Genomic DNA, 14543 nt, shown 5'->3' with positions numbered 1-14543 from the left:
CGTCAGCCTCGGATGGCCCAGAAGGCCAGGTTCAGGCCAGGGAACTGGCCAGCGATATGGAAAGCGAAACCGCCGGAATGGATCAGCTGCTTCCAGTGGTCGCTGCCCCGATCCAGTTCGAAATAATTGGAGCCGGCGTGATACGGCAACTGCCGTGGTGCGACCGGCAGGGGCAACAGGCCGATGCCCGGCAACTGCAGGTTGACCAGGTCGCGGATGTGCTCCACGGAGCCGATCTTCGCCTGCTGCGGGAAGTGCCCACGCAGGCTCTCGCCCGGAACGTCCGCACGGACCACCAGGATGAAGCTGGCGGAATCGAGCAACGACTTGTCCGCCAGCATCGCCACGTGTACGCCGTAGGATTTCTCGATGATGGGGATGGGGATCGCGCGGCTGTCGATGACCATCGACAGCGCCTGACGCAGCGCCAGCATCACCGGCGCGAACGTGGTGGTCAGGTCGTCGTGCTCATAGACCGGGTATTCACCCGGTCGCCGTTCGCTGGCCGTGAAAGTGGCGAACTCACCGGCCAGCGCCACCAGCTCGCGGTACAGCACTTCCGGATGCAGCGGCGTAATGCGTGCCAGGTGCGCCACCAGCGGCTGTGCGCGGTTGACCAGTTGCAACAGCAGGAAATCGGCGATTTCCGACGCACCACCGGCACCAGAGGCGACCACCCGACCAGCCAGGGCCTCGCCACGCTGATGCAGCAGGCCGAGCAGTTCGTTGCGAAACGCCGAGAGTGCCCGCGAGGCGCTGACGTCGAGCAGCGGCGGGATGTAACCATCGTCCAGCAGCAGGCTGCGGTCTTCGCGCTTTTCCACCACGCGCACGACACCGATGGCCGCGTGCTCGTCGAGGCCGTCACGCTCGGTGATCAGGCGCAGGGCCAGGGAGCCGATGGCCACCGGCGCACGGCTCTCGAGGGAGGCGTTGTCGTCACGGACCTCGTGCACGCTGCTCTGATAGCGGGCCGAGCCCAGGCTCTCGCCGCTTTCCACGGTGTCGCGCGAGCCGGCGCGGCGCAGCGGCAGGGCCAGGTAGATCACCCCGTCACGCAGGCTGTCATCGATATTGAGCGGAGCCGGCGCCGCATCGTTCTCGGGAATGTTGAACGGCGTGCCATCGGGCAGCAGGCCCCGCGCGGACAGAATCGCCAGCTTGCCCTGGGTCAGCAGCGCGCTGTCGATGAGCAATTGCGAAAAGCCCCAGGCACCGGGTTGCGAGGCATGGTTGCGGCCCTCGACCAGGGTTTCGATATAGCGATCCTGCTGCTGGAAGTGCTGCGGACGCAGGAACATCCCCTCCGACCAAACCACACGATTGTTCCAGGACATGAACGGGTCTCCAGTCACTCAAGAGGGGTCAGCGGCGTGGCGCTGATGGCATAGGCGTCCAGCTGCAGGCGCAGGGCGCTTGCCTGATGGGCCGGAATTTCGATGACCTGGCGCCAGATCGAACGGTCGAGGGCGCGATAGGCCACGACCACGCCAAGGTGGCGAGTGGCCTCGTCCAGGGTCAGCGACTTGCGCTGGTTTTCGCCGGGACGCACCACGAAACGATCATGCTCGATCAGCTCGCCGGCCAGGGTGGCGTCGGCACGATCGACCAGCGAGAAGAAGTCGGCACGGGAAAAGGTCGAGGCGTTGCGCAACTGGTAGACGTGCACCCATACCGGCGCGGCGGCGCCTTCGAGCGCCGGGTTGAGATCGCGGCTGGCCTGCAGCTGCAGCTCGACGGTGGTGGGTACCGGCTTTTCCGGCCCGGACGCGCAGGCGCCGAGCAACAGGAAAACCAGCAGTGTCAGAATCCTTGGCATAACGCTTCCTCAATGATTGCAGCAGGCCCGCGAGTGCGCGGGCCGAATGATCTCAACGGCCCCGCAAGCGTGCGATGTGCTCCTCGTAGGCGCGGCTGAACTCACGACCGAACAACTCCTGAAAACCATCTTCGGCCTCCTGGGAAATGGTCGCGTAGAGCTCGGTGAACAGTTCCCAGTAATGGGCACGACGGCCATTGGGCAACAGTGCCGAGAGCCCGCTCGGCTTGTTCAGACGCCCTTCCAGCTCGCGCGGTTCAAACCGTGCCAGCAAATATTTGATGGCAGCCTGAACGCCAGCCATCAGCGCCAACTGGTGGGCGCGCAGATCGTCGAAACTCTCGCCGACCGCCTGATCGGGCGCCATGAAAGCCTGATTGTCGTGACGCAGCAACATCAACAGCGCTTCATCGACGTTGGGCGCGAACTTCAGCGGGTTGTTCTGTACGGGCTGGATCATGGTCTGCGCCATGCGGAACTCGCCCTTGAGGCTGGCCCGCGCACGCAGCACGTCGATCAGCCCTTCGACCATCAACCGGTAACTGCGCCCGATGGCCTCCATCTGCGCGGCAGCCGCGGCACGATCCAGGCGCAGATGCTGCAGGCCGGCACCACGCAGGAACGCCTCCATCAACTCGTCATCGTCAATGGCAGCCGGCGTGGCGGATGCAGGTGCAGGTGCAGGTGCAGGTGCAGGTGCAGGCTGGGGCACCGCGACCGGCTCGCCAAGCGGTAACGGCTGGACCTGCTGCACCGGCGACTCATCCACGACGAAGGGAGGGATTTCCACTGCCGGCATCGGTGGCAATTCGGCGAACGGGTCCGGCACCTCCATGGCGTCGACACTGGGCGGTTCGGCGAAAGGATCGGGCATCGGCTGCGCTGCCGATGCGGCGCGAAGGTCGGCAAAAGGGTCCCAATCGTCCGGAATCACCGAAGCCGGTGCGGTGACGGGCGCAGCAGGAGCCGCGACCACGGCAGGTGGCGGCTGTGACGGTCGCGGCGGGCGAAAATCGTGCTGCTGGGCCGGCACATGGTCGGATACCGATGGCGCCACGGCTGCCGGAGGGCTGAGGAAGTCGAACAGATCCGGCTTGGTATCGAATGGCGAATCACGCCGTGGTGTCGGGCTCACGGGCGCTGCCGGGGCGTTCACCGGTGGCATCTCGAGAGGCTGAGCACTGCGGCTCAGCAACGCCTCGAAGCTGTTGAACGGATCGTCCGGGGCGTTACCGCTCGCTACCGGCGCCGCGGCCAGGGCAATGCCGCTGATCTGCACACGGATCTCGTATTCGCCGATCTTCAGCACTTCGCCATCTTCCAGAGGCTCACTGCTGCCGCGACGCAAACGCGTACCAGCGGTCTGCAGGATCACCCCGTTGGTACTGGTATCGGTGATGTAGTAGATGCCGTCGCGGTACTGGATCACGCAGTGCTGGCTGGACACCAGCCGCTCGGGATCGGGCAGCACCCAATCGTTACCGGCGCTGCGCCCTATTTTCAGCTCACCCCGATCGAGCTCGACCTCGGCCCGCTGTCCGGGCGTCAGTTTGTGATAGGTGGTGATGACCAGACGCAGCGGCATTGCGGCTCCTTGCAGTGCGGTAAAAAAACCATGTTCTTCGAGGGGTGTCGATATGCCAAACGCACTATTTTTTGCCCTTGGCCAATACTGTTCAATGCCCAAGCGGGCATATATTTCGAAGCGGTTGTGAGTCACTGCACAGAAGAAGGAAATACTGTGCCTCATGACAGTTTCTACCGCCTTGCCCTCGCTTGACAATGATCTGAGAGCACTCGGAGAATGATCCGGATTAGCATCGAACCCTGCCTGAATAGTGGCATTTTGCCGCTTTATGTGATGAATCCAGTCTGACGGGCAGCTCGCCGTCACTGCTTCATTTCGACTTCCAGGCCTGACATGGAGAGCACCTGACGTGGTGGATGTGTCGCACTTGCTCAACGCAGTATCCGACGAAAACCCATGCGGGGAAGACCTCGAATACGATGCCGATTTCCTCGAGCTGGAGCGCCTGGCGCTGGGCCAGCCGGAACGCCAGATGGGCCAGTCGGTCATCGCCGCCGAACCGCCGGACTGGCGCCAGGTACGCGAACGCGCCAGCGAACTGTTCGCCCGCAGCAAGGATCTGCGCCTCGCCAACCTGTACCTGCAGAGCGCCATCGCCCTCGAGGGCCTGAGCGGCCTGGCACAGAGCCTGACGCTGGTTCGTGAGCTGCTGACCCAGTATTGGGACGGTGTCTATCCGCAGCTGGACGCCGACGACGACAACGACCCGACCATCCGTATCAACGCCCTCAACGCCCTGAGCGCCGAGCCGGTGATCGTCCTGCTGCGCGAAGCCAGCATCACCCGCTCGCGCGCCTTCGGCTCGGTGAGCATCCGTGCTGCCCTGAACGCCGCGGACCTGCAGCGTTTCTCCAGCGAGACGCTCTCCGCCGACCAGTTGCGCGGCGCCTTCCTCGACACCGATGCCGAGCTGCTCGACAGCACCCGCACCGCCCTCGACGAAGCCAGCGCGGCGCTGGCCGATATCGAGGGCCTGCTCAGCGAGCGGGTCGGCTCGGCACAAAGTGCCAACCTCGAAGTGCTCAAGCAGGTACTGCGCCACACTCGGCAGATCTTCAACGACCAGGCACCCGCCGCAGGCAACGACTCATCATTTGCCGATGACGCTTACCAGCAGGCCGACGAACAGCCTTCGCAGGGTGCAGCAGAACACACAGCGCGCCAGGCGCCGGCAGCACCGGGACGCATAGCCAGCCGCGACGACGTGCTGCGCACGCTCGATCGTCTGCTGGAATATTACGCCCAGCACGAACCTTCCAGCCCGGTGCCGGTCTTACTGACGCGCGCGCAGAAGCTGGTCACCGCAGACTTCGCGGAAATCGTGCGCAATCTGATTCCCGACGGTATGTCGCAGTTCGAAAACCTGCGTGGCCCCGAATACGACTAACGTGCGGCGGATCTTCAGGGAAGCCCCACGCACATCGCTACCGGCCTATGGCCGACGAAGCCAGTGCACATGCACAGGAGGAGCAACATGAGCAGCAATACCAGCAGCCAGAAATTCATCGCGCGCAACCGCGCCCCGCGGGTACAGATCGAATATGACGTAGAGCTGTACGGTGCCGAGAAAAAGGTGCAGCTGCCCTTCGTCATGGGCGTGATGGCCGATCTGGCCGGCAAACCCGCCGAGCCCCAGGCCGCCGTGGCCGACCGCAAGTTCCTGGAAATCGACGCCGACAACTTCGACTCGCGCCTCAAGGCCATGAAGCCGCGCGCGGCCTTCCACGTGCCCAACGCACTGACCGGTGAAGGCAACCTGAGCCTCGACATCACGTTCGAGAGCATGGACGACTTCAGCCCGGCCGCCATCGCCCGCAAGGTCGACTCGCTGAACCAGTTGCTCGAAGCCCGCACTCAACTGGCCAACCTGCTGACCTACATGGACGGCAAGACTGGCGCAGAAGAGCTGATCATCAAGGCGATCAAGGATCCGGCGCTGCTGCAGGCACTGGCTAGCGCGCCCAAGCCCCAAGACAACGAGCCGCAAGCTTAAGAGGACGTCCCGATGGCCCAGTTGATTCAGGATTCCGCGCAAGCGGCCGCCACCACCGAACAGACCAGCGAGTTCGCTTCGCTGCTGCTGCTGCAAGAATTCAAACCCAAGACCGAGCGCGCCCGCGAAGCGGTGGAAACCGCCGTACGCACCCTGGCCGAACACGCACTGGGCAAGACCGACCTGATCTCCGATGACGCGATCAAGTCCATCGAGTCGATCATCGCGGCGATCGATGCCAAGCTGACCGCTCAGGTCAACCTGATCATGCACCACCCGGACTTCCAGCAGCTGGAAAGCGCCTGGCGTGGCCTGCACTACCTGGTCAACAACACCGAGACCGATGAGCAGCTGAAGATTCGCGTGCTCAACATCTCCAAGCCCGAACTGCACAAGACCCTGAAGAAATTCAAGGGCACCGCCTGGGATCAGAGCCCGATCTTCAAGAAGCTCTACGAAGAGGAATACGGTCAGTTCGGCGGCGAGCCTTACGGCTGCCTGGTGGGCGACTACTATTTCGACCAGTCGCCACCCGACGTCGAACTGCTCGGCGAAATCGCCAAGATCTCCGCGGCCATGCACTCGCCGTTCATCTCCGCCGCCTCGCCGACGGTCATGGGCATGGGTTCCTGGCAGGAGCTGTCCAACCCGCGCGACCTGACCAAGATCTTCACCACCCCCGAGTACGCCGGCTGGCGCTCGCTGCGTGACTCCGAGGACTCGCGCTACATCGGCCTGACCATGCCGCGTTTCCTGGCTCGCCAGCCGTACGGTGCGAAGACCGATCCCGTCGAAGAGTTCGCCTTCGAGGAAGAAACCGACGGCGCCGACAGCAGCAAGTACACCTGGGCCAACTCGGCGTACGCCATGGCGGTCAACATCAACCGTTCGTTCAAGCTGTACGGCTGGTGCTCGCGCATCCGTGGCGTGGAGTCGGGCGGTGAAGTGCCGAACCTGCCGGCGCACACCTTCCCCACCGACGACGGTGGCGTGGACATGAAGTGCCCGACCGAAATCGCCATCTCCGACCGCCGCGAAGCGGAACTGGCGAAGAACGGTTTCATGCCGCTGCTGCACAAGAAGAACACCGACCTGGCGGCCTTCATCGGCGCCCAGTCGCTGCACAAGCCGGCCGAGTACGACGATCCGGACGCCACCGCCAACGCCAACCTGGCCGCGCGCCTGCCGTACCTGTTCGCCACCTGCCGCTTCGCTCACTACCTCAAGTGCATCGTGCGCGACAAGATCGGCTCGTTCAAGGAACGCGACGAGATGCAGCGCTGGCTGCAGGACTGGATTCTCAACTACGTCGACGGTGATCCGGCGCACTCCACCGAAACCACCAAGGCCCAGCACCCGCTGGCCGAAGCCGAGGTGGTGGTCGAGGAAATCGAGGGCAACCCCGGTTACTACAGCTCCAAGTTCTATCTGCGCCCGCACTACCAGCTCGAAGGGCTGACCGTGTCGCTGCGCCTGGTATCCAAACTGCCTTCGGCCAAGGGGGCCTGAGGTTCGTCACTGTGGCGTCCGCTCTCGCGGACGCAGTTGAAACAGAGTGGCAAAAGCCACGAAAGGAGGAATGATGGCTGTTGATATGTTCATCAAGATTGGCGACGTCAAGGGCGAGTCCAAGGACAAGACCCATGCCGACGAAGTCGATGTACTGGCCTGGAGCTGGGGCATGAGCCAATCCGGCTCGATGCATGTTGGTGGTGGCGGCGGTGCCGGCAAGGTCAACATTCAGGATCTGTCGCTGACCAAGTACGTCGACAAGTCCAGCCCCAACCTGATGATGGCCTGCTCCAGCGGCAAGCATTATCCGGAAGCCAAGCTGACCATCCGCAAGGCCGGTGGCGATTCTCAGGTCGAGTACCTGATCATCACCCTGAAGGAAGTCCTGGTGTCTTCCATCAGCACTGGCGGTAGCGGTGGCGAAGACCGCCTCACCGAAAACGTCACCCTGAACTTCGCCCAGGTTCTGGTCGACTATCAGCCGCAGAAAGCCGACGGCGCCAAAGACGGCGGCCCGGTCAAGTACGGCTGGAACATCCGCCAGAACGTCAAGGTGTAACACCCGCCCGAGCTTCGGGCGTACATCGATGCCCGGCACCACGCCGGGCATTGATGGTTTTGACCATAGCGAATTTCAATGGTCCGTAGCTCGCCTGCCCACAGGGCGAGGGCCGCGGGCCTCATGGCCATCGCCCTGCAGCGATGGCCGCGCCAGTACAGGGAACGACGATGACTGCCGAAGAACACCTGCGTAACGCAAGGCTCGACGAGGCACTGAAGGCGCTGCAGGATCAGGTGCGGGCGCAACCCGCCAAGGCGGAGCTGCGGGTCTTCCTGTTCCAGCTGCTGGCCGTGATGGGCCAGTGGAGTCGCGCCCAGAACCAGCTTAAGGTTGCCGGCGACCTCGATGCCGCCTGCCTGCCCATGGTGCAGACCTACAGCACCGCGCTGAACTGCGAAGCACTGCGTGAGAACGTGTTCGCCGGGCGTACCTCGCCGGTAGTCCTCGGCCAACCCGCCGAGTGGGTGGCACCGCTGATCCTGGCACTGGAGCAGGATGCCCAGGGCAACGCCGATGCCGCCCAGAGCCTGCGCGACCAGGCCTTCGAAGCCGCGTCAGCGGTACCGGGCCAGCTCGATGATGCCCCCTTCGCCTGGCTGGCCGATGCCGACCCGCGCCTGGGCCCGGTACTCGAGCTGATCGTCAATGGCCGCTACGTCTGGCTGCCCATGGAAAACATCGCCAGCCTGAGCCTGGAAGCGCCCAGCGACCTGCGTGACCTGGTCTGGTTGCCGGCTCAGGTGACCCTGACCAATGGCGGCAGCACCGTGGCGCTGATTCCCAGCCGTTATCCCGGTAGCCACACCAGTACCGACGGCGCGGTGCGTATGGCGCGCAAGACCGAATGGCAGGACAACGGCCTGCCACTGGGCCAGCGGCTGTTCGCCTTCGATCAGGGTGAACAGGCGCTGTTCGATGTCCGCACACTGAGTTTCGAGCACGGGAATGCAGCGGCATGGCCGACCTGAAACGTCAGGAGCGCCTGCAACCTGCGCTGCTCGATCGCCTGCTCGACGACGATCCGGGCAACCCGGTGGAAAGCGTCGACAAGCGCGTGCTGACGCTCAACCAGTTGCGCGCTTCGGTGCTGCGCGACCTTGCCTGGTTGTTCAACACCGTCGCACCGCTGACCAGCGATGACGAGGCGCTGACCCGGGCTGGCAGCTCGGTGGTCAATTTCGGCCTGCCGCCGCTGGCGGGGCACAGCGCCTCGAGTATCGATATCCAGGCGGTGGAACGCCTGCTGACCAAGGCCATCGCCGACTTCGAACCACGCATCGTGCGCGCCTCGCTGCGCGTGCGCGCCCGCCAGGAGGCCGAGGAGATGAGCCACAACTCCCTGAGTTTCGAGATCGAAGGCGACCTCTGGGCACATCCCATGCCGCTACGCCTGCTGCTGACCACCGAGCTGGACCTGGAAACCGGCCACGTTCAGGTATTACCCGCCGACGCATCACGGAGACGACGATGAACCCGCGCCTGCTCGGCTACTACAACCAGGAACTGCAACATATCCGCGAGAGCGCCGAAGAGTTCGCCGGCGAATTCCCGAAGATCGCCAGCCGCCTGACGCTGTCCGGCGTGGAGTGCGCCGATCCTTACGTGGAGCGACTGCTCGAGGGCTTCGCCTACCTGACCGCACGAGTCCAGCTCAAGCTCGATGCCGAGTACCCGACCTTCACCCACAACCTGCTGGAGATCGCCTACCCGCACTACCTGGCGCCGACCCCGTCGATGACCGTGGTGCAACTGTGCGCCGATCCCAACGAAGGCTCTCTGAGTAGCGGCTTCACCCTCGAACGCGGCGCATCGCTACGTGGCCTGCTCGGCAGCGAAGCCCAGACCGCCTGCGAATACCGCACCTGCCAGCCAGTCACGCTATGGCCGCTGGAAGTGACCCAGGCCAGCTATTTCGGCAACCCGACGACGCAGCTCGGCCGCCTCGCCGCCAGCGAGCCCGGTGCCAAGGCCGGTTTGAAACTGCGCCTGCGCACTGGCGCCGGCCTGCCCTTCAATGCCCTGGATCTGGATACCCTGACGTTCTTCCTGCACGGCGCCGACGAGCAACCCTTCCGTCTTTACGAACAATTGCTCGGCAATGCCTGTGCCCTGTTCGTACGGGCGGTGGATGGTTCGTGGGTCGAGCGTCTGCCCCCCGACAGCCTGCGTCCACGGGGTTTCGACGACCAGGACGCGGCACTGCCGGTGGTGCCCCGAGCGTTCCAGGGCTATCGCCTGCTGCAGGAATACTTCGCCCTGCCGAACCGTTTCCTGTTCGTCGAACTGACCGGGCTCAAACGCGCCGTGCAGCGCAACGCCAGCCAGGAGCTGGAGATCGTGGTGCTGTTCAATCGCCTCGACAACAGCCTGGAAAACAGCATCGGCGCCGAGCAGTTCCGCCTGTTCTGCACTCCGGCGATCAACCTGTTCGCCCGGCGCGCCGACCGCATTCACCTCAGCGACCGTGTCCACGAACATCAGATCATCGCCGACCGCACGCGCCCGCAAGACTTCGAGATCCATTCGATCACCGAAGTCAGCGGCCATGGCAGCGGCCCGGAGCAACCGTTCCAGCCGTTCTATGCCGTGCGCGACCCTTCGCGCTATGGTCGCGAACAGGCCTGGTACAGCCTGCGCCGCGAGCCTCGCGTGCTGTCGAGCAAACAGCGTCGCAACGGCCCGCGCTCCACCTACATCGGCAGTGAGACCTTCATCTCCCTGGTCGACGCCAACCAGGCACCCTATCGTCACGATCTGCGCCAACTGGGCATCGCCGCACTGTGCACCAATCGCGATCTGCCGCTGTCGATGCCGATCGGCGGGACGCGCAGCGATTTCACCCTGGAGGACAGTGCGCCGGTGGTCGCGGTGCGCTGCCTGGCCGGCCCCAGCCGACCGCGCGCCAGTCGCGCCCATGATGCCAGCGCCTGGCGCCTGATCAGCCAGCTGTCGCTCAACTACCTGTCGCTCAGCGAACAGGGCCAGGGCGCCGCCGCCCTGCGCGAGCTGATGCGCCTGTACGGCGACGCTGGCGACAACGCCCTGCAGTTGCAGATCGACGGCCTGCGTCAGGTCAGCAGCAAGGCCTGCACGCGACGCCTGCCGATGCCCGGGCCGATCGTCTTCGGCCGCGGCCTGGAGATCGGCCTGGAGTTCGACGAGAACGCCTTCCGCGGTACCGGGGTGTTCCTGCTCGGCTCGGTGCTGGAGCGCTTCCTGACACGTTACGTATCGATCAACAGCTTCACCGAAACGGTGCTGCGCACCACCGAGCGGGGCGAAGTGATGCGATGGAGGGCCAAGCCCGGATGTCGGCCGACCCTGTAAACACGCTGGCGGCGATGGCCGATGCGCCCTGGAACTATGACTTCTTCCAGGCCATGCGGCGCATCGAGTGCGAATACCCCGAACGCCCGCGCCTCGGCCATTCCGTGCGCCTGGTCGACGACCCGCTGCGTCTCGGCCAGAAGCCGGACTGCGGTTTCGCGCCCTCGACCCTGGCCAGCGTCATCCACGACAGCACCGGCACACCGCGCATCGAGCAGTTCTTCTTCGGTCTCACCGGGCCCAACGGCCCGCTGCCGCTGCACCTGACCGAACACGCCCGCGAGCGCCAGCGGCACCACGGCGACGCCACGTTCAAGCGCTTTCTCGACGTGTTCAATCATCGCCTGCTGACCCTGTTCTACCGCGCCTGGGCCGAGGCACGGCCCACCGTCAGTCAGGATCGTGCAGGCGATGACTACTGGTCACCACGTCTCGGCGCGCTGTCGGGCCGAGGCATGCACAGCCTCATGGGCCAAGGCCCGATCAACGACGCCGCACGCTATTACTTCACCGGCCACTTGGCCGCGCAGACCCGCTATCCGGACGGCCTGCAGGCGATCCTCAGCGAGTATTTCGGCGTGCCGGTGGCTCTCGAGGAATATGTCGGCCAATGGTTGCAACTCCCCGAATACAGCCGCCTGGGCGCCTCGACCTGCACCCTCGGCGTGGACCTGTGCCTGGGTACCCACGTGTGGGATCGGCAACACAAGTTTCGCTTGCGCATGGGCCCGTTGAGCCTGGCGCAGTACCGACGTTTGCTGCCGGATCAGCCCCTGCTCGCCGAGCTGGCGGCCTGGGTGGCCGAATACGTCGGTGAAGAACTGGACTGGGACACCAACCTGGTGCTCAAACAGGAGGAAGTACCGCAGGCCAACCTGGCCGGCGATTACCGACTCGGCTTCGATACCTGGCTCGGCACGCCCGACCAGGATGCAAAGGATCTGCTGCTGGCACGACAGCATGTCGTCAGCCAGCCGCTCCATACCCCGAATTAGAGGACAGAAAAATGGGTGAAATCAGTCGCGCCGCGCTATTCGGCAAGTTGAACAGCGTCGCCTACAAGGCCATCGAAGCCGCCACCGTATTTTGCAAGCTGCGTGGCAATCCCTACGTCGAGCTGACCCACTGGCTGCATCAGATCCTGCAGTTGCAGGACTCCGACCTGCACCAGATCGTGCGTCAGTTCAGCATCGAGCCGGGCCGCCTGGCCAAGGACATCACCGAAGCCCTGGATCGCTTGCCGCGCGGCTCCACATCGATCACCGACCTGTCCTCCCACGTCGAGGAAGCGGTCGAGCGCGGCTGGGTCTACGGCAGCCTGATGTTCGGTGAAAACCAGGTACGCACCGGCTATCTGGTGGTCGGCATTCTCAAGACACCGAGCCTGCGCAATGCCTTGCTGGCCATCTCTCGCGAGTTCGACAAGGTCAAGATCGAGACCCTCACCGAACGCTTCGACGAGATCGTCGGTGCCTCGCCGGAGAATGCCCTGAGCGCCACCGACGGTTTCGATGCCGGTGCGGTGCCGGGTGAAGCCAGTGGTGCCATCGCGCCAAGCGCAATGGGCAAGCAGGAGGCGCTCAAGCGCTTCACCGTCGACCTCACCGAACAGGCGCGCAGCGGCAAGCTCGACCCCATCGTCGGGCGCGACGACGAGATTCGCCAGCTGGTCGACATCCTCATGCGTCGCCGTCAGAACAACCCGATCCTCACTGGTGAGGCCGGGGTCGGCAAGACCGCGGTGGTCGAAGGTTTCGCCTTGCGTATCGTCGCCGGCGACGTACCGCCAAGCCTCAAGGACGTCGAGCTGCGTAGCCTGGACGTCGGCCTGCTGCAGGCGGGCGCAAGCATGAAGGGCGAGTTCGAACAGCGCCTGCGGCAGGTCATCGAGGACGTTCAGAGCTCACCCAAGCCGATCATCCTGTTCATCGACGAAGCCCACACCCTGGTCGGCGCCGGTGGCGCGGCCGGTACCGGCGATGCCGCCAACCTGCTCAAGCCTGCGCTGGCCCGCGGCACCCTGCGTACCGTGGCCGCCACCACCTGGGCGGAATACAAGAAACACATCGAGAAGGACCCTGCGCTGACCCGCCGCTTCCAGGTCGTGCAGGTGGACGAGCCTTCCGAGCACCGTGCGATCCTGATGATGCGCGGCGTTGCCTCGACCATGGAAAAACACCATCAGGTGCAGATCCTCGACGAAGCCCTGGAGGCTGCCGTCAAGCTGTCGCACCGCTACATTCCGGCCCGTCAGTTGCCGGACAAGTCGGTCAGCCTGCTCGACACCGCCTGCGCCCGCGTAGCCATCAGCCTGCACGCCGTGCCCGCCGAAGTGGACGACAGCCGTCGGCGCATCGAGTCCCTGGAGACCGAGCGCGCGATCATCGGCCGTGAACAGGCCATTGGCGTCACCATCGGCAGCCGCCTGCTGGACGTCGACACGGCGCTGGCCGAAGAGCGCCTGCGCTTGGTCACCCTGGAAACCCGCTGGGCCGACGAGAAGGCCCTGGTGGACGAACTGCTGGCCACCCGCGCCCGCTTGCGCGCCGCCGCCGAGCCGGTGGACGACACCAGCCGTGAAGCAGGCGCCGAACAACCGGCTCTGAGCGACGAGGAACGCAGCGCGCTGCGCGACACTCTCACTGACCTGCAGCAACGTCTCAGTGCCCTGCAGGGTGAAACGCCGCTGATTCTGCCGACCGTGGATTACCAGGCGGTCGCCTCGGTGGTCGCCGACTGGACGGGCATCCCGGTCGGGCGCATGGCACGCAACGAGCTGGAAACCATCCTCAAGCTCGACCAGCACCTGAAGAAGCGCATCATCGGCCAGGACCACGCCCTGGAGATGATCGCCAAGCGTATCCAGACCTCCCGTGCCGGCCTGGACAACCCCAACAAGCCGATCGGCGTGTTCATGCTCGCGGGCACCTCCGGCGTGGGCAAGACCGAAACCGCCCTGGCCCTGGCCGAAGCCCTCTACGGCGGCGAGCAGAACGTCATCACCATCAACATGAGCGAGTTCCAGGAAGCGCACACGGTTTCCACCCTCAAGGGGGCGCCACCGGGCTACATCGGCTACGGCGAGGGCGGCGTGCTGACCGAAGCGGTGCGTCGCAAGCCCTATAGCGTGGTGCTGCTCGACGAGGTGGAGAAAGCTCACCCGGACGTGCACGAGATCTTCTTCCAGGTGTTCGACAAGGGCGTGATGGAAGATGGCGAAGGCCGTCAGATCGACTTCAAGAACACCCTGATCCTGCTCACCACCAACGCCGGTACCGAGATGATCGCCGGGCTGTGCAGCGACCCGGAGCTGATGCCCGACCCCGAAGGCATCGCCAAGGCACTGCGCGCCCCCCTGTTGCAGATCTTCCCGCCAGCCCTGCTCGGCCGCCTGGTGACCATCCCCTACTACCCGCTCTCCGATGACATGCTCAAGGCGATCACTCGCCTGCAACTCGAGCGCATCAAGAAGCGCATCGAAAGCACCCACAAGGTGCCGTTCGATTACGACGACAGCGTGATCGATCTGGTGGTCTCGCGCTGCACCGAGAACGAGAGTGGCGGCCGGCAGATCGACGCCATCCTGACCAACAGCATGCTGCCGGACATGAGCCGCGAGTTCCTGACCCGCCTGCTCGAGGGCAAACCGCTGAGTGGGGTGCAGGTAACGCAGCAGAACAACGAGCTGCATTACAACTTCGAACGAACGCAGTGAGCATCAGCGGCGCTCGCCGCGCTAGAG

Annotated in this window: 12 protein-coding genes; 9 read left to right on the top strand and 3 right to left on the bottom strand. The window is 64.5% G+C overall.

Features of this window, described 5'->3' with window-relative positions; all coding sequences use genetic code 11:
• Window positions 1-2: 2 nt before the first annotated feature.
• From tssK to tagH, 3 genes are read right to left on the bottom strand one after another with little or no spacing between them, the layout of a single operon-like run.
• The gene (gene tssK / locus QRN22_RS06315; protein WP_042553508.1) at window positions 3-1337 is read right to left on the bottom strand and encodes a type VI secretion system baseplate subunit TssK; all 1335 of its coding nucleotides are present in this window, start codon (window positions 1335-1337) and stop codon (window positions 3-5) included.
• 14 nt (window positions 1338-1351) lie between these two features.
• Window positions 1352-1819, bottom strand: coding sequence for a type VI secretion system lipoprotein TssJ (gene tssJ / locus QRN22_RS06310; protein WP_042553509.1), 468 nt, complete (start codon window positions 1817-1819; stop codon window positions 1352-1354).
• A 52-nt stretch (window positions 1820-1871) separates the two neighbouring features.
• A complete protein-coding gene (gene tagH, locus QRN22_RS06305) occupies window positions 1872-3404 on the bottom strand; it encodes a type VI secretion system-associated FHA domain protein TagH (RefSeq protein WP_042553510.1) in 1533 nt (510 codons plus the stop codon).
• Between the two features lie 352 nt (window positions 3405-3756).
• Between tagH and tssA the strand changes: the two genes are divergently transcribed.
• From tssA to tssH, 9 genes are all read left to right on the top strand, one after another.
• Window positions 3757-4794 (top strand): type VI secretion system protein TssA, encoded by a 1038-nt coding sequence (gene tssA, locus QRN22_RS06300; RefSeq protein ID WP_042553511.1) that lies wholly within the window; start codon window positions 3757-3759, stop codon window positions 4792-4794.
• Window positions 4795-4881: 87 nt separating this feature from the next.
• Window positions 4882-5400, top strand: coding sequence for a type VI secretion system contractile sheath small subunit (tssB, locus tag QRN22_RS06295; RefSeq protein ID WP_042553512.1), 519 nt, complete (start codon window positions 4882-4884; stop codon window positions 5398-5400).
• Window positions 5401-5412: 12 nt separating this feature from the next.
• Window positions 5413-6909, top strand: coding sequence for a type VI secretion system contractile sheath large subunit (tssC, locus tag QRN22_RS06290; RefSeq protein WP_042553513.1), 1497 nt, complete (start codon window positions 5413-5415; stop codon window positions 6907-6909).
• 73 nt (window positions 6910-6982) lie between these two features.
• Complete coding sequence (locus QRN22_RS06285) at window positions 6983-7471, top strand: Hcp family type VI secretion system effector (protein WP_042553514.1); 489 nt, start codon at window positions 6983-6985, stop codon at window positions 7469-7471.
• Window positions 7472-7641: 170 nt separating this feature from the next.
• Window positions 7642-8442 carry a type VI secretion system accessory protein TagJ gene (locus tag QRN22_RS06280; protein WP_042553515.1) on the top strand — a complete coding sequence of 267 codons (801 nt, stop codon included), beginning with the start codon at window positions 7642-7644 and terminating at the stop codon, window positions 8440-8442.
• The gene (gene tssE / locus QRN22_RS06275; protein WP_042553516.1) at window positions 8430-8945 is read left to right on the top strand and encodes a type VI secretion system baseplate subunit TssE; all 516 of its coding nucleotides are present in this window, start codon (window positions 8430-8432) and stop codon (window positions 8943-8945) included. The genes QRN22_RS06280 and tssE overlap by 13 nt, the downstream gene beginning before the upstream one ends.
• Window positions 8942-10801 carry a type VI secretion system baseplate subunit TssF gene (gene tssF / locus QRN22_RS06270; RefSeq protein WP_042553517.1) on the top strand — a complete coding sequence of 620 codons (1860 nt, stop codon included), beginning with the start codon at window positions 8942-8944 and terminating at the stop codon, window positions 10799-10801. The genes tssE and tssF overlap by 4 nt, the downstream gene beginning before the upstream one ends.
• On the top strand, window positions 10765-11796 hold the full coding sequence (gene tssG / locus QRN22_RS06265) for a type VI secretion system baseplate subunit TssG (RefSeq protein ID WP_042553518.1): 1032 nt from the start codon (window positions 10765-10767) through the stop codon (window positions 11794-11796). The genes tssF and tssG overlap by 37 nt, the downstream gene beginning before the upstream one ends.
• Before the next feature lie 11 nt (window positions 11797-11807).
• Entirely contained in the window at window positions 11808-14516 is a 2709-nt protein-coding gene (tssH, locus tag QRN22_RS06260) for a type VI secretion system ATPase TssH (RefSeq protein WP_042553519.1), read from the top strand.
• Window positions 14517-14543: the final 27 nt, after the last annotated feature.

Origin of the sequence: Pseudomonas sp. MEJ086 (genome assembly GCF_030209025.1) — a bacterium.
Lineage (GTDB): Bacteria > Pseudomonadota > Gammaproteobacteria > Pseudomonadales > Pseudomonadaceae > Aquipseudomonas > Aquipseudomonas fulva_A.
The sequence above is the reverse complement of the archived record's forward strand: the minus strand, read 5'-3'. Positions and strand labels throughout refer to the sequence as shown.

What these genes read in the sequence shown, in the direction of transcription:
- tssH (WP_042553519.1), top strand. Translation starts at nt 11,808, where the DNA reads ATGGGTGAAATCAGTCGCGCCGCGCTATTCGGCAAGTTGAACAGCGTC.
- tagH (WP_042553510.1), bottom strand. Translation starts at nt 3,404, where the DNA reads ATGCCGCTGCGTCTGGTCATCACCACCTATCACAAACTGACGCCCGGA.
- tssJ (WP_042553509.1), bottom strand. Translation starts at nt 1,819, where the DNA reads ATGCCAAGGATTCTGACACTGCTGGTTTTCCTGTTGCTCGGCGCCTGC.
- QRN22_RS06285 (WP_042553514.1), top strand. Translation starts at nt 6,983, where the DNA reads ATGGCTGTTGATATGTTCATCAAGATTGGCGACGTCAAGGGCGAGTCC.
- tssB (WP_042553512.1), top strand. Translation starts at nt 4,882, where the DNA reads ATGAGCAGCAATACCAGCAGCCAGAAATTCATCGCGCGCAACCGCGCC.
- tssF (WP_042553517.1), top strand. Translation starts at nt 8,942, where the DNA reads ATGAACCCGCGCCTGCTCGGCTACTACAACCAGGAACTGCAACATATC.
- tssE (WP_042553516.1), top strand. Translation starts at nt 8,430, where the DNA reads ATGGCCGACCTGAAACGTCAGGAGCGCCTGCAACCTGCGCTGCTCGAT.
- tssK (WP_042553508.1), bottom strand. Translation starts at nt 1,337, where the DNA reads ATGTCCTGGAACAATCGTGTGGTTTGGTCGGAGGGGATGTTCCTGCGT.
- tssC (WP_042553513.1), top strand. Translation starts at nt 5,413, where the DNA reads ATGGCCCAGTTGATTCAGGATTCCGCGCAAGCGGCCGCCACCACCGAA.
- tssG (WP_042553518.1), top strand. Translation starts at nt 10,765, where the DNA reads ATGGAGGGCCAAGCCCGGATGTCGGCCGACCCTGTAAACACGCTGGCG.
- QRN22_RS06280 (WP_042553515.1), top strand. Translation starts at nt 7,642, where the DNA reads ATGACTGCCGAAGAACACCTGCGTAACGCAAGGCTCGACGAGGCACTG.